Annotated in this window: 18 protein-coding genes; 9 read left to right on the top strand and 9 right to left on the bottom strand. The window is 36.5% G+C overall.

The window, feature by feature from the left end:
* The first annotated feature begins 78 nt into the window (after positions 1–78).
* The 3 genes from KO495_RS16665 (at position 79) to KO495_RS16675 (ending at position 4098) form a co-directional block, all read left to right on the top strand.
* Positions 79–1482, top strand: a complete 1404-nt coding sequence (locus tag KO495_RS16665; RefSeq protein WP_215981539.1) for a DUF3943 domain-containing protein — start codon at positions 79–81, stop codon at positions 1480–1482.
* Between the two features lie 145 nt (positions 1483–1627).
* Positions 1628–2806, top strand: a complete 1179-nt coding sequence (locus KO495_RS16670) for a tetratricopeptide repeat protein (RefSeq protein WP_215981540.1) — start codon at positions 1628–1630, stop codon at positions 2804–2806.
* A gap of 62 nt (positions 2807–2868) precedes the next feature.
* Positions 2869–4098: an HDOD domain-containing protein gene (locus KO495_RS16675; protein WP_215981541.1), complete on the top strand. Its 1230-nt coding sequence runs from the start codon at positions 2869–2871 to the stop codon at positions 4096–4098.
* Positions 4099–4979: 881 nt separating this feature from the next.
* On the opposite strand, the gene KO495_RS16680 is transcribed toward KO495_RS16675, so the two are convergent.
* The 9 genes from KO495_RS16680 to KO495_RS16720 are packed head-to-tail and all read right to left on the bottom strand — an operon-like array spanning position 4980 to position 18346.
* Complete coding sequence (locus KO495_RS16680) at positions 4980–5408, bottom strand: hypothetical protein (RefSeq protein ID WP_215981542.1); 429 nt, start codon at positions 5406–5408, stop codon at positions 4980–4982.
* A gap of 3 nt (positions 5409–5411) precedes the next feature.
* Entirely contained in the window at positions 5412–8594 is a 3183-nt protein-coding gene (locus tag KO495_RS16685) for a type I restriction endonuclease subunit R (protein ID WP_215981543.1), read from the bottom strand.
* Entirely contained in the window at positions 8591–9733 is a 1143-nt protein-coding gene (locus tag KO495_RS16690) for a PD-(D/E)XK nuclease family protein (RefSeq protein ID WP_215981544.1), read from the bottom strand. Before KO495_RS16690 ends, KO495_RS16685 begins: the two co-directional genes overlap by 4 nt.
* Position 9734: 1 nt before the next feature.
* A complete protein-coding gene (locus KO495_RS16695; protein ID WP_215981545.1) occupies positions 9735–10919 on the bottom strand; it encodes a DUF4268 domain-containing protein in 1185 nt (394 codons plus the stop codon).
* The gene (locus tag KO495_RS16700) at positions 10920–12212 is read right to left on the bottom strand and encodes an FRG domain-containing protein (protein WP_215981546.1); all 1293 of its coding nucleotides are present in this window, start codon (positions 12210–12212) and stop codon (positions 10920–10922) included.
* Positions 12212–13621 (bottom strand): restriction endonuclease subunit S, encoded by a 1410-nt coding sequence (locus tag KO495_RS16705; RefSeq protein ID WP_215981547.1) that lies wholly within the window; start codon positions 13619–13621, stop codon positions 12212–12214. Before KO495_RS16705 ends, KO495_RS16700 begins: the two co-directional genes overlap by 1 nt.
* Positions 13614–15395, bottom strand: coding sequence for a type I restriction-modification system subunit M (locus KO495_RS16710; RefSeq protein ID WP_215981548.1), 1782 nt, complete (start codon positions 15393–15395; stop codon positions 13614–13616). Before KO495_RS16710 ends, KO495_RS16705 begins: the two co-directional genes overlap by 8 nt.
* A gap of 56 nt (positions 15396–15451) precedes the next feature.
* Positions 15452–17455, bottom strand: a complete 2004-nt coding sequence (locus KO495_RS16715; protein ID WP_215981549.1) for an ATP-binding protein — start codon at positions 17453–17455, stop codon at positions 15452–15454.
* A gap of 18 nt (positions 17456–17473) precedes the next feature.
* Complete coding sequence (locus KO495_RS16720; protein WP_215981550.1) at positions 17474–18346, bottom strand: WYL domain-containing protein; 873 nt, start codon at positions 18344–18346, stop codon at positions 17474–17476.
* Positions 18347–18871: 525 nt separating this feature from the next.
* Here KO495_RS16720 and KO495_RS16725 point away from each other — a divergent pair.
* The 6 genes from KO495_RS16725 to KO495_RS16750 are packed head-to-tail and all read left to right on the top strand — an operon-like array spanning position 18872 to position 24269.
* The gene (locus KO495_RS16725) at positions 18872–19486 is read left to right on the top strand and encodes a TnsA endonuclease N-terminal domain-containing protein (RefSeq protein WP_215981551.1); all 615 of its coding nucleotides are present in this window, start codon (positions 18872–18874) and stop codon (positions 19484–19486) included.
* Between the two features lie 11 nt (positions 19487–19497).
* Entirely contained in the window at positions 19498–21429 is a 1932-nt protein-coding gene (locus tag KO495_RS16730) for a DDE-type integrase/transposase/recombinase (RefSeq protein WP_215981552.1), read from the top strand.
* Positions 21430–21439: 10 nt separating this feature from the next.
* Complete coding sequence (locus KO495_RS16735) at positions 21440–22495, top strand: TniB family NTP-binding protein (protein WP_215981553.1); 1056 nt, start codon at positions 21440–21442, stop codon at positions 22493–22495.
* Between the two features lies 1 nt (position 22496).
* Positions 22497–23744 carry a TniQ family protein gene (locus tag KO495_RS16740; protein WP_215981554.1) on the top strand — a complete coding sequence of 416 codons (1248 nt, stop codon included), beginning with the start codon at positions 22497–22499 and terminating at the stop codon, positions 23742–23744.
* A 23-nt stretch (positions 23745–23767) separates the two neighbouring features.
* A complete protein-coding gene (locus KO495_RS16745) occupies positions 23768–23986 on the top strand; it encodes a hypothetical protein (protein ID WP_215981555.1) in 219 nt (72 codons plus the stop codon).
* Positions 23973–24269 carry a hypothetical protein gene (locus tag KO495_RS16750; protein ID WP_215981556.1) on the top strand — a complete coding sequence of 99 codons (297 nt, stop codon included), beginning with the start codon at positions 23973–23975 and terminating at the stop codon, positions 24267–24269. Before KO495_RS16745 ends, KO495_RS16750 begins: the two co-directional genes overlap by 14 nt.
* The last annotated feature ends 247 nt before the right edge of the window (positions 24270–24516 follow it).

A 24516-nucleotide genomic window follows, 5' to 3' on the forward strand; every position in this document is an offset into this window, starting at 1 on the left:
AAAATAGCTGCTAGAGAAATATTTGTTAAGCTGAGCTCAGGTTTCTTAGGACAGCTTGAACTTTAAAGGAAACGACCGTTGATTAAGAATATACATTCACTTAAATTAAAATGCGTATCTCTGACAGTAGCCTTAGCTCTGTTACCCTTTACAGTACAAGCTAACGATATTAGCTCTAATAACCCCTCTGAAATAAAGCTTACCCCAGAAGTAACAGCCGATAATATTGACCATATTTATCGTGAAAGACCAACCAATAGTGTTTGGGAACATTTAACTCCAGCCGAAAATTATTATGACTCGCCATTTCAAGTCGCTTTATTTTCCCCTCAAAGCGGTGAAGATGGTGAGCGTTTATGGTCACAAACCAGCTCCATTTTTGCCTACGGCTTTGGTGTTATTGGTTTAATTGCTTTATTACCCGAAGATATTTCTAACTGGGATAAAGAAGAAGGCATTTTTAACAAGTGGTCAGATAATGTTAAAGACGGCCCCGTATGGGACCGAGACACCGGTATGCTCAACTTTGTTGGCCACCCTTACTTTGGCGGTGTCTATTATCAAGTAGCGCGTAAATCGGGTTATCGACAATGGGATGCTTTTGTTTACTCAACCTTAATGTCGACTTTTTATTGGGAGTACGGCATTGAAGCATTTGCTGAAACCCCTTCGATACAAGATTTAGTCATTACACCAGTATTAGGCTGGGCTTATGGTGAGTGGGCTTATAATACCGAAATGGATATTAGGGAGCAGGGTGGAAGTGTTTGGGGCTCCGACTTTCTAGGTAGCACCGCATTGTTTTTTCTTGATCCCGTTGATTACATGAGTGCTGGTATCAATAACATTTTTGGTAAAGAAATCATTAAAGCGGGTACCGGTTATTTAAGCTTTAATGACGTACCGCTTGGCGATAATGGCCATAGTGAAAACCAAGTAAAGTTCAATATATCGCTTCAACTCGGCGATGGTGGCAGCTACAGCGGCAATAAAGCAAAACATGTAAAACGTACTAAAGACCCAATTCATACTGGAATTATAGGTATTACTTATGGTGTTGGTGCGGTTGACTTTGATGAGCAATGGCAAGCTGACAACGATAAAACCACTGAATACAGCTTAGGTCTATATTTTACCCGCGAATTCTCTAGCCGTGTTACTTACTCAAAAGCAAAAGTTGATAATTTAGCGCTTAATCGCGAAATAAATTATGAAAACTATAGCCTAGATAGCCAATACTACTTCAACAGCGAACATGATTTTAGACCTTATGTTACCGCAGGTTTTGGTGAAACAATGTGGCAAAAAGAGCAAGAAAGTACAGTATTTCAAGTAAATGCTGGTGTTGGCGCTCATTACAAACTCAATAAAAACTTCGCATTACAGCTTGATTATCGCTACTTTCACAGTACTAGTGCAAAAACCTCTGATCAAAATGTTAGTGCTCGAATCGTCTACTTTTTAGGTCAAGGTGAGCGTTAATCCTGACTTTAATAAATACTATTAAACTCCTTATTAATTAAGTCTTCAGCGCTTGTAGTGTTCCGCAATATAGTTGGAAGAATTGCTAGAATTGAATATTTGACATAGTCTTATAATACACCTTATTTTGTAATTTGAGGTTATTATGAACTACTCAAAAATTTTTTATAGCGTACTTCTGCCTTGTTTGTTTGCTTGTCAAACACCTCCTTATCAGCTTGAAAAGCAATCATCCAATCCGCAAACATTATTCCTTGATAGTGCTTTTGAGCCATCAAATGAAAATATGATTTCCATAGAAAGCGAAGTAGATATTTTTTTATTAGACGATGAGATGAGAGCTGTCGTTGATAACAAATTGCGTAATCGCCATAGCTATCAACATAAAGCACGGATATTACTTGACCATCTTTTTAGTGTTGAAAATTTATCTTTACAGTATGAGGGTAATGCGAATATTGTTGCTCGCGAAGCGTTTCATAGTAAAACGGCTAACTGTATGTCGTTAACAATCATGGCTTACGCATTGGCAAAAGAAGCTGGGATGCATGTTCAATTTCAACAAGTTAATGTGCCAGAATACTGGCAGCGCGATAATAGTTATAGTTTTCTTACGGGTCATGTGAACTTACGTATTACGAATAAACCTAACTCTGAAAGTGTTTATACTTGGGGTGATAACGGTATTCAAATAGACTTTGATCCTTATATTGCCAAACAACGATTTTCAATTAAAAAAATCACTAAAAAAACAGTCATTGCGATGTTTTATAATAACAAAGGTAGCGATGCTCTTATCAGAAGAAACTATGATGTAGCTTATCAATATTTTAAAGCAGCAATTAAACAAGACCCTAATTTTAGCCCTGCTTGGGGAAACTTAGGGATATTATATCGCTTAAATAACCATTACCAAGTTGCAGAAAAGACCTACCGTTATGCACTTACTATTAATGATAAAAATTTAACGGTATTAAATAATTTGGCACTATTGATGGAAATCCAAGGAAGAGTAACTGAATCTCAACCAATTAGAAATTATCTACAACAACTTAGACAATCAAACCCTTACTACCATGCACTTTTAGCTGACGAAGCTTTTGATGCTGGAGATTTTATAACAGCTGAAAAACTTTATAAGTCAGCAATTGATTTATACCCACAAGGTTATGAATTTTATCATGGCTTAGCGAAAGCTTATTATAAACAAGGAAAAGTAAACTTATCTAAGCGAGCAATGCGAAAGGCGATCAGTTACAACTATGACAAAACAATCCAAAGACTATATGTTGCTAAGTTGCATTTTTTAAATGATATAGAGTGACTTTTAACTGCCTAAGCGATAAATTAGCACTATAAATAACTCTTTAATAAAGAAGCCAATAAATGAGAAATACCTATATAGCTCGACAAGCTATTTTAAATCAAAAATTAGACACCATAGGTTATGAGCTTTTATTTAGAGACAGTCCAGATAATAAATTTCCTGAAATAGAGCAGGATATTGCTAGTTCAAAATTGATTATTCAAAATCATATTCATGGTGATATTCAAACCTTAAGTATGGGAAAGCTTGCATTTATTAACTTTACCGAAAACTGTTTAGTACGAAAGTATCCATTATTATTTGACAAAAATAGCATTGTTATAGAGCTTGTAGGTCATGAAAAGCCAACTAAAGGCTTGTTAAAAATAATTATGTTTTATCGAGAGCATGGTTACAGTATTGCATTAACCGAATATGATTTGGCACCGCATTGGGAAGTACTATTTCCCTATATCGACATTATTAAAATCAATATTGAAAAAATTAACACTAAACGATTACCATCAGTTGTTGATAAAATGAAGCAACATGATATTAAAATATCAGCGGAACGTGTCGAAACCAAATTACAAAAGCAAACCTTAGCTGAGGTTGGTTTTGATTATTTTCAAGGTTACTTTTATCATCAACCTGAAATCATTGAAGGGAGAACATTAACCTCGATCAAAGCGCAAATGCTAGCTTTGCTTAACGAAAGCTTTTCTCATCCGTTAAACTTTACCGCTATATCAGAAATTGTTGGTCATGATGTTAATTTATCTATTGCATTGTTAAAAATGGTCAATAATGTCGCTACCGGTACAAAAATTGAAATAACCTCATTAAAACAAGCCGCATCATATTTAGGTGAAGATAAGTTACGACAATTTGTTTCTATTTTAGCGTTATCAAACTTAACTTCTGATTGCTCTGATGAAATTTGTCGCCAGGCCTTAATTACGGGTAAAGTCATGGCGGCTCTGAGTAACAAAGCAACGTTTACAACAATTAGCGATTATGCATTTATGACTGGCTTATTAAGCTCACTTGAAGTGATGCTATCAATGCCAATGGCTGAAATATTAAAATCGATGCCTGTGGCAAAACCAATAAAGTTAGCCTTAATATCTCGAGAAGGATTGCTCGGTGAATTGTTATCTTTAACAGTTTTTTATGTTTCAGGAAAAGATAACGATGAAAATGCCAACAGTAATATGGCGAACTTAATGACTCAGCACGCTTTAACACAACAAGATCTACAGCAAGAGTTTTTATTAGCAAGCCAGTGGTGTAAAGCGTTAAATATTTAAGTTATTGCTTAAACTTTTGGTGGCAGGATTGTTGTAATTTCCTCAGCGTAAAAAATAAAATTTAAGCAGGGCGCTTCACTATAGATTTTTAAAGTACTCTTAACTAGCAGCTTATTATCTGAAAAATAAAATAAATTTAAGAGTCCAATATTTTTACCTTCACCTTGTATGTGAAATTATGGTGAACGGTAAATAAATTTAAACGGTAATGTTAGCCATTAAATAGCCCGATTAATAATGCACTTATATTTAACTGATATTTATATTGAAGCATATTCTTTTTAGTTTTTACTTTTTTAGCTAAGGCTTATCTATTTAATTACAGATATAACAAGTTTGATACTGAGCGATTAAACTTTTAACCTTGTCGTTAATTGCAAGTTCGGAAGTCCAGTTAAGTGAAAAAATATAGATGATGATAAAATACCTTAAAACCTAAAGTAAAAAAACGATAATTCACTTACTAAAATAAGAGCCAATTGAATAATGCGCACAAACAAAATCTTGTGTGCGTAAAAACAAGAATCCTGCAGAGATATAAAAGCTAAATGGGAATATAACGATAATAACAACAGAAGCTAAAATGGCTACTTATAACTTTACTTAACATTATAGTCTTTTAAAATAGTGATTTTAATAAGTAATAAATATCGTTATTTATCAATATATTGCTAAGTTACTGTTAATCCAAATTAAGCACTGGATCGGATCCAGTTTTCACTGGTATTTCATCTTATTGAATTAATGACACTATTTAGTGTATTAGCTTACTGACATTTTACCGTTTGCAAGTTAACAACTAGATCTTATTCTACGTAACGCTACGTGCATGAAATTTATATTTGCGACTATTCCCTAGTAAATTTCACGTAGCGTCACGTTTATATTTCAGTTATAACTTCATTCCAAACAGTCAAATCATCTTTAACCCAAACAACATGATTCCATTTACTACCAACTAATGAGTAAATAATAAATGCACTACCATTATCTACAAAATCTTCATTAGGAATATATTGTGCTTTTAAGTTACCAGCGCTAAATGAAAAGTTTTTGTCTCTAGCTTCAAATGCAAATTGATTAAGTAAATTCCTTATCTCATCATTACCCTTTAATAAATCATCAATACCACACCAACGATCACCAATACCGAAATAACCATTCTCTTCTATGTTTGGCGTCGTAATCATGCGTTTCGTAAAGTCATGTACTAACTGATTTGAAGAAAGTAATTCAAGAAAATCTATAAAACTGAAACAACTGTCAATTAGAACCTTTATTTTGTCATTGTCTTTTGTATTGACTGCCATAACTTAAGCTCCCGTCCAATGGCTACTTAAAACTTCCGCTTGCTGTAAACACAAATCAATTGCTTCATCTGATTTATCTGGTGGGTATTTCCAGCGGCGCAATGCTCTACGTACTAGATTCCGTAAACGCGCTCTTACGCTGTCTCGTTTTTGCCAATCGACCGTTGTTGATTGTCGTAGCTTCTGAGTGATTTCAATTGCTAGTCCACGTAACTGGTCATCGCCAAGTTCTTTTACTGCGCTTTCATTGGCAACCAATGCTCGGTAGAAAGCGACTTCATCTGAATTCAGCCCTAACTTTTCTGCTTCAGCTAAATCTATTTCCATATCTTTAGCCATTTTAATAAGCTCTTCAATAACTTGAGCTGTTTCTATTGCACGATTATGGTACTTACGTAGTGTTTCCATAATACGTTCTGAGTAGGCTTTTTCAGAAACCACATCGTTTTTCATACGTGCTTTGACTTCATCTTTTAGCAGTTTTTCTAAAAGCTCTACAGCAAGATTTCGTTGTGGCATATTTTTAACATCTTCTAAAAACTCTTCTGATAACAAACCTATATTCGGTTTGTCTAAGCCAACAGAAGCAAAAATGTCTGTTACGCCTTCAGCAACTATTGCATTGTCGATAATTTGCTTCATTGCTGAGTTTTTATCTTCATCTGTACGACGTTTATCTGTACTGGTGAATTTGCTTAACGCGGCTTTAACAGCACTAAAAAAAGCTATTTCTTTTTTGTATTCTGCTGCTTCATCTAACGTACTACATAGCGTATATGCTTTTGTAAGTGGTGCCATCACATCAAAGAAACGTTTTTTACCATCGAGTTTTCCTTGAGGGCTTTCTAAACTTAATATGTGATTCATTACTCCTGGTAATAATTTAAGGGCATTTTGTTCAAAGTCACCGTAATCAAAGCCATCTAACATCGCCTGAATAATTTCTAACTTCTCTAACATAATAGAGAATGCTTCATGGTTATCGAGTGTTGGTCGCCCTTTTCCCTTTGAATCTGTATAAGTTTTCAAAGCGTTTTTCAGCTCATTTGCAATACCTATATAATCAACAACTAAGCCACCAGGTTTATCTTTAAATACACGGTTAACGCGAGCAATTGCCTGCATTAAGTTATGACCTTTCATAGGTTTATCTATATACATAGTATGACAATTCGGAGCATCAAAGCCTGTTAACCACATGTCTCGAACAATCACTATTTGGAGAGGATCTTTTACGTCTTTATAGCGTTTTTCAAACAGCTTTTTTGTTTCTTTGTTATGTATATGAGGCTGTAATAAGGCTTTATCAGATGCCGAACCGGTCATTACAACTTTAATCGCGCCTTTAGAAGTATCATCATCATGCCACTCAGGTCTAAGATTAATTAACTCGTTATACATTTGTGCGCAAATGTCTCGGCTCATACAAACAATCATCACTTTGCCAGGGAATGTCGCCACTCTTGTTTCAAAATGATTAACTAAGTCAATACAGACCTCTTCAATACGAGGATCAGAACCGACGAGTTTCTCTAGTGTTGCCCACTTAGATTTAGTGCTTTCTCTTGTGCCTACATCTTCTTCGTCTTCTATAACTTCATCAATGTCGTTGTTAAGTTCTTCAATTTCATCTTGGCGAATGTCTAATTTGGCGAGGCGAGATTCATAATAGATCGGTACTGTTGCACCATCGTCAACGGCATCTTGAATATCATAAACAGATACATAACCACCAAATACTGATTGAGTATCTTTATCTACAGCTGAAATGGGCGTACCTGTAAAACCAATAAAAGATGCATTGGGTAAAGCATCACGCATATACTTAGAATAGCCATAAGTATATTCGCCCGTTTTAGGATTAAACTTGGCCTTATCACCATACTGGCTGCGGTGAGCTTCATCACTCACTACAACAATATTAGTTCTATCACTTAACACCGGATGTGCTGACTCATTAGCCACTAAGGTAAATTTTTGAACCGTTGTAAAAACAATGCCGCCCGATTGTTTACCTGTAAGTATATCGCGTAATGAATCTCTATCTTCTGCCTGAACAGGTGTTTGTTTTAGCGTGTCACTTGCCATGCCAAAGGTATTAAACAATTGCCCATCTAAATCATTTCTGTCGGTCACAACCACAATAGTTGGGTTATTCATTTCAGGTTGTGCCATTAGCTTTCCGGCATAACACACCATAGAAATAGACTTACCTGACCCTTGGGTATGCCAAACAACACCTGCCTTACCAGTACCAAACTTGCTTTTATTACCGTTATTCGAAATATTATAATTAGCACTTGGCTCTGCGACTAACGCCAACATTTCTGGTTGTCTTGTTGCAATAATAGTTGCTTCTACCGCTGCACGTACGGCATGAAATTGATGGTAACCTGCAATTTTCTTAATTAGTTCGCCACCCGACTCTTCAAATAATACAAAATATCGAATGTAATCTAAAAGCAGTTCTGGTTTAAAAAAACCACGTACCAATGTTTCTAACCGAAATTCAAAAATACGTTTGTCATCTTCATTATCAATGGTTCGCCAAGGTAAAAAACGCTCTTTACTAGCAGTTAACGACCCTACTTTGGCTTCAACGCCATCACTAATAATCAATGCTTCATTAAAAACAAAAAGATCAGAGATCTCTTCTTTATAGGTTTGCAGTTGTTGATAAGCACTCCAAACATCAGCACTATTATCCGCAGGATTTTTCAGTTCAACTACTGATATTGGCAAACCATTTATAAACACCACGATATCAGGTCGTCTATTACCCTTTATGCCTGTAATAGTGAATTGGTTGACGATTAAAAATTCGTTTTTATCTGTATTGTTAAAATCAATAAAACGAACATAATCAGCAACCTCTACATCACTTTCTTTAAATTCAACCTTTAGGCCTTCAAGAAGGTATTGGTGAAATTGCTGATTATTTTTAATTAAGATAGGTGTGTCGAATTGAGTAATTACAGCAATGGCTTGTTCTAACGTAGCTAAAGGAATATGGGGGTTAATTATCTCAAGCTGTGCTAATAAACGTGCTTTTAAAATAACTTGCCGATAGTCTTCTCGCTCTGGAGAATCACCGTCTGGTGCTATGTCGTAACCATTAGCATATTCATAACCAATTTCTGTAAACCAGTCTATGCAAAGTAGCTCTAATTGGTCTTCCGTAATCATTCAGCTTCCTTAATTTGTGCTAACTCATCAATTAATTGTTTTAATTCAGGAACATCTATTAGTTTTTCTTGAAAGCTAGCCATTAATTTATGAACCGTTTCGACTTGCTGCTCATGTGAAGTTGTATGCTCAAATATACTCAACATGGGACATAGCATCACGATTGGATGCCATTTATTTGCTTTAGCTTTAGGCTCTTTTACAGTATCAATAAATTGCCACTGATTAAATTCACGGCTAACTAAGCTTTGAAGCTTTGCTTTAAAAGATTGGTACGTTGAGGAGTCTTTAATATGTGTTTGACCAGTACGATTAAAGTCAAAGACAATACATAAATTTAATTCATCGTTTAAAAGCTCGGTAACACCATGATCATAACCATCCAGTATTACACCAAAAAAAATACCAGGTAACCAACGTCTACCATGTTCACCAATCACTGGACAAAATTCTAATCCAACTCGCGATTCTGTTTTTTGTCTCTTAAATTCAGGCGTCAAACTAAGTGACTGTAAAGGCCAACTCTTGTGTTTAGCGGCTTGAAAAACAGAATCAACTTGGCTATCGAACTTAACTGCTTCTAGATAGTGCTTCATCGAAAAACTATTTATAGGTGTACTTGGCCCTAACCCTTCTGTTTTCAAAAGTGTTAGAAAATCTTTAATTGCCCATGATAACTTTTCATCATTTAATGTTTGTTCAAGCTTGCTCAGACATTTATAAACATCTTTCCAACATAGTGCTGCATCGGGGTTTTGACCATGCTGGTACGCTTTAGCTGTTATTAGGATAATACGATGGTCATCAGTACAACTTTCAATATATTCACGATAATTTTTTAGCTGATTTTTGTGTAAGTTTGACCATACCTTGTGCTCAAAAACCCAGGTACATTCAGGCCACGCGATCACTAAATCTGGATATTTATTTGAAAAATTTTCTTGAGTAGAAATTTCACAGTCGCCTTTTGGCAGTTCAACAGCAGTGGCTAAAAACTCATTAATACAAGAAAGTACAGAGTCTCGTACTTCATCACTACTTCTTAATAACCAAGCAAATGCCTCAGTAACAAAGTTCTCTAGCGGATCAGTATTCTCTCTAGGGCGATACTTTCTTAAATTAACGAGTAAACTTTCCATATTAAATAATGTCCTTAATTTGTTCTTTTAGTTTTTGGTTCGCATTTTGTAATGGTTGTTTTAATGCTTTTTCAAATTTGATCATTTCTGCTACCAACCACTTAATTATCTCAGGCCAGTTTTCATTGTTATAACCATCAAATTCTTTTCTAAATTGGATTCTACTGGCTTTTTTATCATCGAGTCTTAACCATTCAAGTTCAGCTCCAAACTTGCTTTCAATCTCTTGTTTCTTTGTTAATAACAAATCGAACATAAACTTATTGTCTTCTGTTTGTGAGCGACTCATATTAAATTCAACACGTGCTTCTTTGGTGCCAAAAATAAGTGCAAACGGACAAGAGCGAACGCCAGAGCCAGCATTAATCCAATGATCCTTTGTTGGGCTAATGTTATCGAATAAATTACAATCACTGTCACGCATTGCTTCAAGTGCTTGTTCCCAAAACCCTAGTCTGACTTTATGGCGATTTTTAAGCTCAACTACCGTTTCTTTTTCATCGGCTTCTTTGGCACTAATTCCAATCATCAGCTCTTTTACTTCGGGCGTTGGAATAATTTGTTCAACGTTTAAAAACAATTGTTGTTCTTCAAGGCCGCCCATTGAATACGGAGTAACTTTGAAACACTGTAATTGAATGTTGTGGCTTAATAGCCAAAGTGCGGTACTGGTAACTTCTTTGCGATAATTAGCGGCGACAAATATTAAGCGTTGGTTGTTACCTGAATTCAATACCACCTCACCTAAATCTGGTACGTCTAAAAACTCACAGATAAGCGTATTAGCATCTTGTTTGGCTTCAGCACTATTACTATTCTTGGTATACAGATCACAAAAACGATTCAAATAGCTTTGGAAAATTTCAACAATTTGTTTTTTGTTTAAGCTAGAGCAATACGACGCATATTTAAGCGCTTGCCAAATAACATCACGGCCAGTGTCATCAAGTTTGTTTTCAATCACCACTAAGTTACCGTCTTTATCTAAGGCTAATAAGTCTAGACGTTCGCGGGTATCGTCAAAACCATCAAACTCTTTTTGAATGATTAACAGTTCTTCACCAAAAGCATCAGGCTGATAAGCTAACCATTCTTGTAAATGATTACGTTCTGAGAAACCCAACTCACTAAAGCTTTTACTTTGTAAACGAGATATGCGGTTACTCGATTGGTCTATCTTGAACATTTAACTTCCTTGTTGGCTGTCTATGATAAGTGCAAAATTAACAACATCTTCTGTTGCTTCTGTTAATAGATCATCGGGGAAATAATCACGCTTTAACCTTCTCCTGACGATGTTTTTTAACCGAGATAGTTCTGATTGTCTTACTTGCCAATCAACACCTGCTTTTACATCAATAAATTCAACAACTACATTGGCCAATTCTTTAACTTGCTGTACTTTCAGGTTGTTAGCTATAGCATCATTCGTTTGTATTGCGTTAATAAGCTCTTGCGCTCTACTTTCAGAATTTATACTTTTTACAAATTCATTTAATGGTTTAATGAATTCCTCTTTAATGGGGCTAACTACCTTAGAAAGTTCTTTAGATTTCAACTTTGTTTTTAATGTCTGTTCAACTAACAACTCATTGCAATACCCTGATGCACCAATCAAATCAGGAAATAAACTTGCATGATGAATATTCATTTTCCTTAGGTGGCGTAAGCACTCTAGCCTAATCTCTTGGGAATTAGGTATATGAATTCGACAAATATATTTACTAAGTTCGTTAGGATCATTAACATCAATATCGGAATCAACAAGGGCTTTGAATAATGAGGACTCTAACGTTTCCCCATAAGGTGCAAAAGTAAATAAACCTGCTTGATTCACCAATCTGCCATGATCATCTTTAGACGGCTCAACCACCTTAGGGTGTTTTTTATCAAATGGGTCTTCATCATCTTCAACTAAATCAGCTATAAATGTTTTATTTAATACATAAATGACTCTGCTAAAGTTATTAGGGATAGTATTTTCTTGCTCATCAACATCTACCCAGGTTTCAGGATCTTCTTGCATGAATGAAAAAAAGAGAGATACATAAGGTGATAAAGACCAATCTAGTAGTGGAGTGGCTAATCCATGATGTTGCCCAATAGCCCATAATTCTTCGTCATCTTCTTTGAAAATGGTGTTATCAGGAACTCTACCTCTAATAGATAATCTAAAATTCCTCAGTTGCTTGCGTGCAAGACTCGCGTCGATAGCTTCTTTTGCAATACGGTCTAATGTTGGTAGTAAAGGCCATTTATAATGCTGTTGTCCTCTAAAAACAAATTCTTGTTCATCGTTATCTTGCCGATAGTGTTTAACAACATTATGAAAATCCTCCCAAGAGTCAATTCGCGCAGTGGGAATAAGGCCATCAATATGTTGATCGTACACACAAAATTCTGGCCAGACCTTTAAATTTTTATAATATTCAGTTTTCCTCTCGGTATACTTAGGTTCTTGTAAATCCTTTTGGTCCATTAGTTATCACACTCCAATGGTAAGTCTCCTGATAATAGCTTAGGTAAAAGAATGTCACGAATTTCACCTAACGACGTATTTTCTAATTCATTATATTTTATTTTGTTAAACAAGCCTGAAAATATATCCTCTATGATTTCAAATAAGTTATTCCCAGGATTAACAACGTTCAACCTATCAAAATCTTTTGGATAAATATGTGGTTGTGCGGCACCTGTTTGCATTGATGTAATTAGTTTTTGTTTCAACTTTAGCAATACATAATTTGTATACAAATACTTGGTCGCTTTACTACAGATGAATGAACAATCAGAGGCCCAAACATCAGTGTAATAAATATTCACATATCCTGCGTTTGCACCTGATGCACTCACTGTTATAACAGGCCCTTTAACATTAGCTGTATTGTGGTAACACGAGGGTTTCAATCCACCTGCGACAACAGGAACACTTCCATGAACCACTGTTTTTTTCGTGATATTTTTACCTTTTGTTAACTTTGTTAACTTTGAAAATGGAGTTACCTCCCACCCCATTGGAATTTCTCCGAGTTCACTATCTACGAGTTGGTTTGGAAATAAATCGACTAGGGCTTGAAGCTGTTCGGTAGGAACGATTTTATTCACACCAGCAATGGATTCCAGGGCGGCTTGTATTTCTGCCTGTGCAATGTTTTCAGCAGAAGGTGCTTTAGCTTTTTGTGCAGCATTAGCTGATAGTTGTTCTTTTGCATAATCAGCAAGCAAGGCTTCACGGGCGGCTATCTTAGCTTTAGTCGGTTCAAAATCAACAAACCAGCTTTTAAAAATCGCTTGTGCTATTTCTTCTAGAGTTTGATTGGTTTGACGATTCAGGCTCGTCTTTTTTTCGAACGGTACAATATTATTTTTTATTAATTTCTGGTACTCAATATCAGGTAAAAGCACTGGTAATTTTCTAATAACTGATAAATTTAACCGCTCTGCAACACTACCATCCCTAAATCGAAGCAGATACCGCTGAAAAGCAGATGAATTAATATAGGCTCTGAGATATGTACTATCTAAAATTTCTTGTTTAGGTTTAATGAGTACCATTCTCTGCCCCAAACATACCTGTGTATTTTCGGGCACTTCAGCGGCATCACCAAAATATGTACCCTCTCGGCTGAATAGTAAGTCACCAAACAAAGGTTCTGCTCTTTTTATTCTATCGGCATATGTTTTGTGTGATACTTTTACTGCCTTGGTAGTATCGAAGAAGCCATTTCGTATATCTTGAGTACGAACTGCATAAGGGCCATTGTCACTCAACTTAGGTGTAGAATGAGGGCAATCGAAAACCCCATTACAAACGTCATCTAAAATTTCGAATCGCCAGCCTTCAGGCAAGGTATTAATACCAAGTTCAATGAGTAAGTCTTCAAACATCGTAACCAACCTTCGACAAGCTCTTTTTAATATCAATGACTAACAGATTTGAATCTGCAAACTGTTCTTTGAGTAGACTGGTTAGACGTTCCATTTTATCAGTAAAGGCTTCCCCATCACCCTCCTGTTCAACAGCACCGATATAACGACCAGGGGTTAAGACATAATCATGTTTGATAATTTCGGCTAGTTTTACTGATTTACAAAAACCAGCAACATCTTGATAAGGTGCTTCTGGCTCTATAGTCATTCCTTTAACGTCACTTTCAGCTTCAGCCTTTTCTTTCCAAGCCATTACTGACTCTGCCGAATGGAAGTCTTTACTTTGCCATTTATGAAATAAATTGGTCACTGAGGCGGTATCTTGTTCAGTGAAGTCACGTAATACACGGTCTTTCATATAGCCTAAGTTGCGAGCATCAATAAATAATACTTCGCCTGTTCTATCACGTAGCTCTTCACCCATGGCATTGGTATGGGCTTTTTTGTTTTTGGTTAAAAACCAGATACAGGCAGGAATTTGGGTATTAGTAAACAATTGCCCTGGTAAGGCGATCATACATTCGATTAAGTCGTTATCGATAAGTGCTTGGCGAATAATGCCTTCGTTACTGGTATTTGAACTCATCGAACCATTGGCTAATAACAAGCCCATGCTGCCTTTGGGTGCTAAGTGATACAACATGTGCTGCATCCAAGCAAAGTTAGCATTGTTGGTTGGCGGTGTGCCATAAAGCCAACGCGGGTCTTCGTCACTAACGCCTGTATCCCACTCTTTCATATTGAAAGGCGGATTCGCCATTATGTAATCTGCGCGTAAATCAGGGTGTTGATTATTGGTATAAGTTGACGCTGGCTCTTTACCAAAGTTAAAGTCGATACCACGAATCGCCATGTTCATAGCCGCTAATTGCCACGTAGTATGGTTGTATTCTTGTCCGTAAATAGAAACGTTTCCTATTTTACCGCCATGTTCCGTGATAAATTTTTCTGATTGCACAAAAAATCCACCGCTGCCCATAGCAGGGTCATAAACACGGCCTTTATATGGCTGTAGCATTTCAACAATCAAACTAACAATAGATTTAGGTGTGTAGTATTGACCACCTTTTTTACCTTCGGCTAAAGCAAACTGCCCTAAGAAGTATTCGTAAACATGACCTAGAATATCTTTAGAATTCATGGTTGCATGGTTGAAAGGTACAGTAGAGATTAAATCAATTAACTCGGCCAATTTACTTTGATCAATTTTAAGTGTGGTATAAAGCTTGTTGAGTACGCCTTTTAACTTGCTATTGTCTTTTTCAATAGCTTCAAGTGCATGGTCAATTAACTGCCCAACCGAGCGAATTATTTTACCACCTTTACCTGTTGTGCTATTAACACCTACTTCTAATTCACCACCTTTTAATAAAGGTGAATTCTTGTCACGCAAAAATGACCAACGCGCTTCTTTAGGCACCCAAAATACGTTCTTTTCGGTGTAAAAATCACGTACTTCAAGCTCAACATTGACTTCATCAAGGTATTCTTGGCTTTCAATGCCACCTTCAAAATCAGCAGGGTCAATAAAGTATTCGTTATCAGACTGTGCAAATTGATCTCTTAATTGCTCGCGACGAATTTCAAATGCGTCACTGGTGTATTTTAAGAATACTAGCCCTAACATCACATGTTTATAGTGCGCAGCATCAAGCGCAGGCAATAATTTATTGGCTGCTGTCCATAGCTTTTTTTCTAAACTATTTAAAAATTCTTGTTCTTCATTGTTCATTTAATATCTCTTATTACTTAATTAATGGACGTGCATATGCTTTAACTGGGTTAGTGTTAATTAATACCTAACTGATGGAAAAATACTTTATTGCGCATATCAGCATCTTTTAATAATTTGTCCCAACTTAGCACTTCGATATATAAGTTGAGGTTTGCATGCCATTTGAAATAACCTTTGCGGTCAGGCATTGGCGTGAAGTCATGTTCTTCTTCTAACCAAGTTCTTACTTTTTTATCAAAATCACAGACGACATAACCATAAAAAGGAGTGTTGTTTTCAATATTTATTTCGCGGCCTTCAGGTGTTTCAAAATCACCATTTTTGATTTTTCGTATATAACGAATAATTTGTTTTACTGGATCATCCTTTGTTGAAGCATTTGCAAAGTCATTACGCTTTGGCTTTTTGAACTCAAATACCATAACAGGGTTACTAGGTTCGTTTTCGCCTCTAAATACTACGCGTTTGTCGTATGCTAGTAAGTCTGGACGGTCAGATAAATGACCTTCAAGTGGCAAATCTGATGATAAATATTCGGTAAAATTTAGCCGTTCGTCGATGAGCCATAAATTATGTTCTTGGAAAGGCGTTTTTATTGAGTCGCCTTTACGAGGGAATATAATGTCATGCACAACCCCTTCAGATGAAAACTTCCCGTCATCATTAGCTTCTAAGCTTTTTTTGAATATATCAATTATGCTGCGCCTTAAAGCAACATAGTGCGCAAGGTCATTTTTATTAGACTCAGATATGCGGCCTAATATGTCGGTGGCTTTATCATGTAATGATTGGTTGTCTTCTGATGCCAGTATGGCCTTCACATCTTTTTTTAACTCACCTTCAACATTAAATTTAGCTTTTTGAAAGGTTAATTCTATTTGTTCTTCTGATGGATTCATCGGCAAGTTAGATAAATCGATGGTGTCGAGCATTTGCGTATGCCATGGCGCTTCTTCACTAATATAATCAACGACCAGTCTTTGTTTTTTACTTGTACGCTCATCAACTTCTTCGCTAACAACCTCATGCGCAGTCTTTACTGCTTGTTCTTCGATTTGAGATTGTGAAATGCCGTATTGCAGGTCGTGATCTTTATGGAAATCGAAGTTACCACGTTCAAGTGACACGTGTTCATCTAAGAAGGATGAGAAAACATATACTTTTAATATGAAATTTCTAGTTGCGCCAGACGGTGATTTCTCACTAAACTCTTCAGCAAATTCGGGGATATAATTCTGAATTTGTGTAGAGGTTACAGTTCGCTTATGTGCTACTAAATTCACTTGGCTTTTTTGCTGCTTAGGTGAGTAAAACTTAAATACACGAGCAATAAAAGCTTGTTGTTCACCATTGTTTTCACTCAATACAAATTCTTGATTAAACGTAGGTAGTTCAACGATTGAATCTCGCCCTTCTTTTTTTAAAAATTCATTTAAAGTAATGGTCTTGCCATCACATTCGTCTTTAAGTTCAACAATTGGGCATTGGTAGCCATCAGTACAAAAATAAGGAAGTAGCTTTTCAAACAGTGTACGAGCAATAGTTTTATGCTTTCTATCGTTAAACTTCGAACCTTTTATCGACTTTAATTCTGCGGTTGTACCCGAACATTCAAATTCGGTTGGTGCAATTTTTTCGTTTTCTATGATGTCGTTTTTCTTACCCATCTTAAACGACCGGTTGAACTTGGTATCACCCGATATGTAATTACTGGAAATAATTAAATCTTCAAAATATTTTAAGCAGGTAAAGCGACCAAAGCCTTTACCACCAATATCGATTTTATGAGCAGAATATAAAGTATCAAATGACTCACGGTTTTTATCAGTAAAACCAATGCCGTTATCTTTTACAGTAAAGCCGGTCACTTCAGGCACGCTACTTGAGTCTAATTGCATCTGAGGGGCTCGTTTGATGAGTACTTCAACTTTCCCGTTTACCGCACTACCCATTTCAATGGCTTGAATGGCATTAACCACCAACTCCACCAATGGTGTGTAAACATTAATCCCTGATTTTATGTTTTCGACTGCACGCCTAATATTTACATTACTCATAATATATCCTTATATTGTTTAACAACCAGGTGCTATTGCTAAACCTTCTGTACTGTGAAGTGTTTGATTGTTTTGTAAATAAAGCTGATATTCTGCGCCTGAAAGTGAAGCACTTTCAGAACAGTCCACATTCCAACGCCTTAATAGATAACCTGCCATTGCAGCTCTAACATCTAATTTGAGCACGCCATTTTCCATTCCGTAATCCATTTTAATGGCGGTTGGATATTCAACATTCTTAGGGTGCGGGACTATTTCAAGTGGCATGATTGTATTCCACTGTTCATCTTGAACCTTAATTTCATTCACTTCAGGCTCGTTATTAATAACCGTTACTTTGGCAAGGCGTGTTAATACAAAGTCTCTAAACGCATTACTCTTTCTGTCATAAGCTCGAACATGCCAACGAAGACCATTATCAACAATAGTGTGTGGTACTAATTCACGAGCACCAGAGCCACTTGAAAGTGAGGTATAGATAACACTTACTGCTTTGCAATTAATCATAGCTTGGGTCAGTTTAGCGATAACGTTGATATCAGGTACGTTTAGTTGGCTTGGTTGCTCAACCGGAAATTCGACATCACCTATGGCATCAAAGCCATCAGAGATTTGATGTGCAAGCTTAACTAGCGTGCGCTTAGCATCATGTGTAAATAATGGTTTGAAGCTATTAGTTAGAAAGTATTTCTTTTGGGTATTGTTATACGCCATGTTCTTTGGCGCATGCTCTTTATAGAGGTTGATATCGCGTGTAGCGGCAGAAACACCAAGCTTGAAGTGCTGGACAATTTCGGAGCGTGTAACGCTACCGGTAAAATACAACTTAAAGTCAATATAGGCGAGACGCTGCTGTTGAGCGTAGCTTAACTTTTCCAATTGATTGTCCATATCGTAGAAATTTCTTTTTATTATTCAAATAGTCAAAGTCAGTATGTCTCATAATGAAACACACCTCAATAGATAAAATGTCAATATTGGTTAATTGTCTGATAATTAAACACACTTGTTTGATTTATATCAGGTTATGACTGCCCTGCTTTCTTCTAGCAGTACTTACTATGTCAATAAGTAAGTGAAATGTCGTAAGAAATATTATGATTTCATTTTTCTATTTTTAGTTTTTCATTCTATTGACAGTGAATTTTTTCAAAAAATATCGACTTTATTAACTCACTGAATAATAGAAATATATCGATTTCTCACCTAGTAGCTTTATTCGCTTTTTTTCGTGTTTTTTCTTTATGTTCAACCTTAATAATCTATATAGATTCAGACTGTTAAGAAACAAAGTGCAGACATAGTATATCAATAAATAAGTCCCATAAATTCAGTGGGTTAATAAATTTGACACCTGATTTTTCGTACCTATAATTCGCACAAATTTGAATAATTAATGAGCAATAAATTATGAGTATGAAACGAAGAGTATTAGGTAAACAAAGCGCAGTAAGAAGCACCGTAACTGGTTACAACAACAATCTTAAAACAGCAGTACTACTAGAAAGCACCCTTGAAGTAGATTACTACCGAATGATGGAATTTACCTTGCCCGAAGGTGCCACACTTGAGATGCAGCCAGAGCACATAGAGCTAATCATTGATGGCAAGAGAATACGTTACACACCTGATGCGAAGATTACGATGCCAGATGGACGCATTATCATGATTGAAATCAAGTACGAGAAAGATATTCACAAACCTAATATTAGGCAAAAACTCATCAAAGCGAAGTGGAAATATGCATCAATGGGTTTTCAATTTGATGTAATGACGGAAAGAGAAATACGTAAAGGCCATCAAGCAGAAAACTTTTCTCACTTGCTTGCTGCGCTGCACCACGACAAGCCTGTAGATGCATTTCATTTGTTAGTGAGCGATCTACCAACGCAACAGTATTCTATCAAAGAGATGATTGAAATAGCTTTTAGCAAAGGTATGAGCGAATCAATCGTGAAAATTTCGATGGCTCATATGTTGTTTCAATGGGATACCACGTTAGCTTGGTCTGATATTCGTTTAAGCTTTTAAGGAGAATTCAAATGCTCAACCCTGCAATCAATATCCTGCGTAAAGCCGGAACATTAGTTAGATTTAATAATTTGTTAGCGCGAAGTCACCCTGTTGGCCCAAACTATATTGCTCTTAACTTTGAAAATGATGAAATTCCACCAGCAGTGCTCTCAGACATTGAGTTGGACGAGGCTTATGGCAGAGAGTTAAGCCTTGTTCACGATAAAAAAACAACACCTAATCACGCAGTAACGCTTACACCTAAGCAAAAAACCAAACTATTTAAGATACAGGCTTATTTGGATACGCTTTATGAGATTGGGGGTCGAAAAGACATCATTGGGGGGATCAAGTTACGTGAAAAAGTAATAAAAATAGCATCCAAAAGATTGAATGATGAATCCCCACCTTCACCGGCACAACTTGCTATTTGGGCGCAAGAGCAAAGAGATTATGTTGGCGGTGTTTGTGCAAAGGTTTCTACCGCCGTAAAAAATAAGCGAATGTCTAAGTTTGACGAAATACAAGCGTTTGCCATTGAGGTTGCCGATGAGTTCATTTTTGGAAAATTCACTTCTTTCCAGTATTTTTACGATATGTTTGTAACAAGAGCAGAGAAAAGATTTAAGACTCTGCCATCTCGTGAAACCGTTAGGAAATGGTTAGAGCAAATAATCTGCCCTAAAAAGAGACTGAAAGGCCTCAATAGAGCCGAGCGACGAAGAGAGCTTCGAAATGCCATTAAAAAATTCAAAACAACAAGGCCTTATGAACGTTTAGAAGCTGATGCATGTAGTATGCGTGTTGGTGTTAGGGATGATGAAGGAAATTATCTCGGACAAGCCACTGTTATTTTTTTTCTTGATGTGCATACCAGAAGTGTCGCTGGATATGAATTACATATCGGTGCTGGTGAGCCTTCATCTTCTGTCGTTAGTGCATTTAGGCATGCAGTATGTAAAAAAGAGCCTGGAACTTACCACACTTTACGAAACAATTATTGGTATTGCAGTGGCCCTCCTGAAAAGGCCGTTTATGATGGAGGTGCAGGCTTCATATCAAATGAAACGCAATCCTATATGAAGTTAACTGTTGGCACACTGGTTGAGACATTAGCTTCCTACAGCCCTTGGTTAAAACCTTTTGTTGAGCGATTTATTTATACGTTTAGAACAAATTGTGAGGCAAGGCTCCCAGGTTATGTTGGCAAACAAAAAGACCAAGCTAAACTTGAACATAAAATAGAAGAAAGAGCCCATCTCACTGTCGATGAGTTACGAAGAGCTATCGAGTCATGGATTGTTGATGAATATCATCATAAGCCTCATTCCGGCATAAATGGCTTAACGCCCTACCAAGCATGGGAAAAAGCTAGAAAAGAATGCCTTTTACCAGTAGATGTAAAAGATGAATATAAAATTCGTTTACCCAAAGGTAAAAAACGTGAAGCGACTATCTCTGGTGACGCTTTTCACCTAGGCGTAACTATTAATCGCCTTAAATACAATGATGATGACGGAAGGCTTAAAGAGATTGGAAACTGGCTGGCCCAGACTAACCAGCCTAGGAAGGTCACTTGTTATTATTCCGATTGTGATCTTTCAGCAATTACTGTTCTTTGCCCAAGAACACTTCATGAATTTAAAGTCCCTGCTATTGATGAAAATATCAAGCCAGGTATGTCATTAATAGAATTCCAAGCACTAAAACCTTCAGCATACAAAAATAAAGGATTTAGCCATTATAGAACGATGGAGGATAACCCTGAAATGGTTAAAGCTCATGAGGCTGTGAATAAAAAGGTTGGTAAAAAGAAAACAACTAAATTGAGAAGAACCTCTATTGAGAATATTCAAAATAACATCGACACCTTGACTATTGAGAATTACAAGCCCACTGACATTGATCCCTACGTTGACGAGATAGATTGGGATGATATTGAACCACTTCCACAATCTTAAGGAGACACTAATGGTAAATGTTTCAACGGTTCTGCCATTTGATTTAAATACTAACATTTCTAAACGTATAGCTTTAAAGAAGCTACCACATAACGTAAAAGAGCTGAGGTTCAGAACTTATTTGCATAATGATTTTTCTAATGCGTTAGCCGGCCTGCGAGAGACATTCGCTATGTCTGGTTTTGAATCAACGGGTTGTACGTTATTTGGTGACCCCGGTGTTGGAAAAAGTCGCCTGATTCGTTATTTCGTTACAGAAATTTATGCAAAACCTGAATACAAACCAACGAAAAGCGTAACGCCAATTCCAATCATTTCAATTCGAGTTCCAGGAAAACCAACAATTTCTAGAATTTGTGAGCAAATATTAAAATGTACACAAAAACATTATAAGCCCCCTTCTAGGGATGGTGACTCAATTATGCTGAGAGTTTCTCGTGTGTTGCAATATTTAAACATTGAAATGATCATCTTTGATGAATTTCAACATTTGTTAAGAAAGCACGCAACAATAAGTACTGCCGATGCTGTTGCATTCATTAAAGTGCTCATGGATGAGCATGGTTTAAGTGTTGTTTTTGCAGGCCTACCTGAAGCTCAATCATTACTGGAAGAACACCCTGAATTATCACAAAGGATGAGTTTTGCAAAAGTAGATCTACATGAGTTTTCTCTTAAAAAAGATGGACCGTGTAATTTAAAAGATTTTGCATTGTACATTAAAAGCATTGAAGTTAACTTCAATGAATTGGGAATAACTATATTTCCATTATCTAATAAAAATATGCTTGTACGCATATATTTAGCAACACTGGGTAACCCAAGGCGTATTGGCCAGTTATTTACTCGTGTTATGTTGAGATACCATGATAAAAAACAGATAACAAATCAGGAGTTTCAACAAGTCTTTAGTCAAATGCCTTTTAATAAAATGAATGGTTTTAATTTATTTACTGAACCACAGACCTCAGTTAAAGCTTCTTTTGAGCGTTTGCTTAAAATGCAAAGAAAGGAGTCTTTAAAGGAACATAACCAGCACAGACTAGGTTCTCGTCAAGGTGATTGATATGTTGGTTTTACGACCTTACCCAAAACCCACTGAGCGCCTTAACGAATACCTTATACGGCTGTGTTATGTAAATGGCTTTTTTAAAATATCTGAGCTTTTAAGTGTTTTAGGTATGCGTCCAGTTAAACAAGCCCAAATGGGCCAATGGGCTCCGCATCATCTCAAAGCGCTTAATGAAGTGCTCACCAAAGCCCTTGGCAGACCTTGTGATGATGTTATTGCGCTTCATAGTCGTAATGACTCCGATAAATGGCTGTTTGGTTATGACAGAACGCTAGCTGAGCTGATTGTCGATTTCCCAAGAATTTGCGTACATTGTGTTAATGAAGAAAAAGCCATGGATTGGCGTTGGGCGATTGGCACTGCTGCACGATGCCCAAAACATTTAACGCCTTTAATTGATAGCTGTCCTCATTGCGATAAGCCTCTTATGTGGGATGCCAATATTTTAGAGTTTTGCCCAAAGTGCAAAAAGTCTTGGGATATAACTGGTACTGAAGTAGTTGAGCCTTTATCTCAATTGGAAAAGGATTTATGGCCAGCTATTGATGGCAATATCAATGTGACTGAAAAACAACTGCAAGAGTTAACCTACGCAATGTATATGGCGGCTCGCCCTTTTGATGTGATGATTCAGCGTTATGGCCGCATTCCTTTTAGCCGAAATCATTATCAGCTTGTACTTAATGGTTTAGCCCTACTCACTAGTGAAGACTATCGAAGTAAGTGGGTTAAAGCCTGTCAACGCTACTGGAAAAACTACCCAGGTTATATTAATCCCGTTCGTTTGTTTTTAGAAAATGTTGAAATAGTTGATACTGGCGTAAGTTGCCAATCTTTTGGTTTTAACGAGCGCACTGAATTCATTCAAAAAGCACGAGTCCAGTATGTTAAGGATAAGGACAAGGACCAGCCAATCTACCATGTTGATATCTTTTTATTAGCAAAAGCCCTGAATTTGAGTGTAAGTGACAGTACGATTTTGTTTGAAGCTAAAACCTTTCCTATGGTGAATAAATCCTTTGTGGGTAATCATAAAATGATGAAGTCTAAGATATTTAATATCAAAGACATTATCAAAAAGGTAAAGAGTTTCGCTAAAGGCCCTAAAGCTCATACAAGTTATACATGCATAACTGAAAATTCAGCATCGCTTGTACGCCATTTATGCCAATACGGTGATGTGGTTAATGCTCTGTCCTATCAAAACAGATTCACGGTTATTTCAACGATGCGTTTGATTTAAGTGAAGTCTATATTGATAAGGCCATGCTCTCTTCTTGGTTAATTGAGTTTCGTGAAGAGCAATGTCGCTATGCAATCACTATTGCGAGTGCTGCCTCTGCATTACAAACAAACGAGGAAACGATTAAATCACTCGTCTATGACGGAGAGCTGCGCTGGGGAAAACATCAGCGCCGTGGGGAGTTTATCGAAGGTGATAGTTTTCTTAGTTATATCAAACGAAACAATCTTGATGAAACCTAACGTACAACATGAGGTACTTACGCGAAGAATTCACGATATTTACTTAAACGTACGGTTACTCGATGCTATTACGGTTGAGGATAGATATATCTTTATTATCAATGCCCTCATTAATACATTAAGAGCCAGACTGATTGGTGATGAATTTTTAGAAATCCAAATACTTGGCTACGATAAAACAGGCTTTCCGGAGTTTTTAGTGGATATGCCACTCGCAAAGGTTCAAGACTTCTATCCTTTGTTAGAGCGATACAAACAACAAGCGCTAGGCTCCAATACATGAGGAATTGCAGATGGATAATACTGAAGCGTCAAATTTTACAGATGACAGTCACGATGGCTCAAAGCCCTTTATATAAAGATAAGCATTGAAGCACTCAAAATACCCGGAATATAAGATGAATAAACTCAACGTATTGATGTATTGGCAGTTAACCGTTATTTCAAAGTATCATAATATTCAGTGCCAGAAAAATTAGATAAATATATATGCAGCTTATCTCTTATACTCCGAATTTTTAAGAAATAAG

The organism is Colwellia sp. D2M02, from assembly GCF_018860755.1.
GTDB classification, from domain to species: Bacteria; Pseudomonadota; Gammaproteobacteria; order Enterobacterales; family Alteromonadaceae; genus Colwellia; species Colwellia asteriadis.

Bases quoted from the DNA above. Each gene is read 5' to 3' on its own strand.
- KO495_RS16670 (WP_215981540.1), top strand. From the start codon at position 1,628: ATGAACTACTCAAAAATTTTTTATAGCGTACTTCTGCCTTGTTTGTTT.
- KO495_RS16675 (WP_215981541.1), top strand. From the start codon at position 2,869: ATGAGAAATACCTATATAGCTCGACAAGCTATTTTAAATCAAAAATTA.
- KO495_RS16680 (WP_215981542.1), bottom strand. From the start codon at position 5,408: ATGGCAGTCAATACAAAAGACAATGACAAAATAAAGGTTCTAATTGAC.
- KO495_RS16685 (WP_215981543.1), bottom strand. From the start codon at position 8,594: ATGATTACGGAAGACCAATTAGAGCTACTTTGCATAGACTGGTTTACA.
- KO495_RS16690 (WP_215981544.1), bottom strand. From the start codon at position 9,733: ATGGAAAGTTTACTCGTTAATTTAAGAAAGTATCGCCCTAGAGAGAAT.
- KO495_RS16695 (WP_215981545.1), bottom strand. From the start codon at position 10,919: ATGTTCAAGATAGACCAATCGAGTAACCGCATATCTCGTTTACAAAGT.
- KO495_RS16700 (WP_215981546.1), bottom strand. From the start codon at position 12,212: ATGGACCAAAAGGATTTACAAGAACCTAAGTATACCGAGAGGAAAACT.
- KO495_RS16705 (WP_215981547.1), bottom strand. From the start codon at position 13,621: ATGTTTGAAGACTTACTCATTGAACTTGGTATTAATACCTTGCCTGAA.
- KO495_RS16710 (WP_215981548.1), bottom strand. From the start codon at position 15,395: ATGAACAATGAAGAACAAGAATTTTTAAATAGTTTAGAAAAAAAGCTA.
- KO495_RS16715 (WP_215981549.1), bottom strand. From the start codon at position 17,455: ATGAGTAATGTAAATATTAGGCGTGCAGTCGAAAACATAAAATCAGGG.
- KO495_RS16720 (WP_215981550.1), bottom strand. From the start codon at position 18,346: ATGGACAATCAATTGGAAAAGTTAAGCTACGCTCAACAGCAGCGTCTC.
- KO495_RS16725 (WP_215981551.1), top strand. From the start codon at position 18,872: ATGAAACGAAGAGTATTAGGTAAACAAAGCGCAGTAAGAAGCACCGTA.
- KO495_RS16730 (WP_215981552.1), top strand. From the start codon at position 19,498: ATGCTCAACCCTGCAATCAATATCCTGCGTAAAGCCGGAACATTAGTT.
- KO495_RS16735 (WP_215981553.1), top strand. From the start codon at position 21,440: ATGGTAAATGTTTCAACGGTTCTGCCATTTGATTTAAATACTAACATT.
- KO495_RS16740 (WP_215981554.1), top strand. From the start codon at position 22,497: ATGTTGGTTTTACGACCTTACCCAAAACCCACTGAGCGCCTTAACGAA.
- KO495_RS16745 (WP_215981555.1), top strand. From the start codon at position 23,768: ATGCTCTCTTCTTGGTTAATTGAGTTTCGTGAAGAGCAATGTCGCTAT.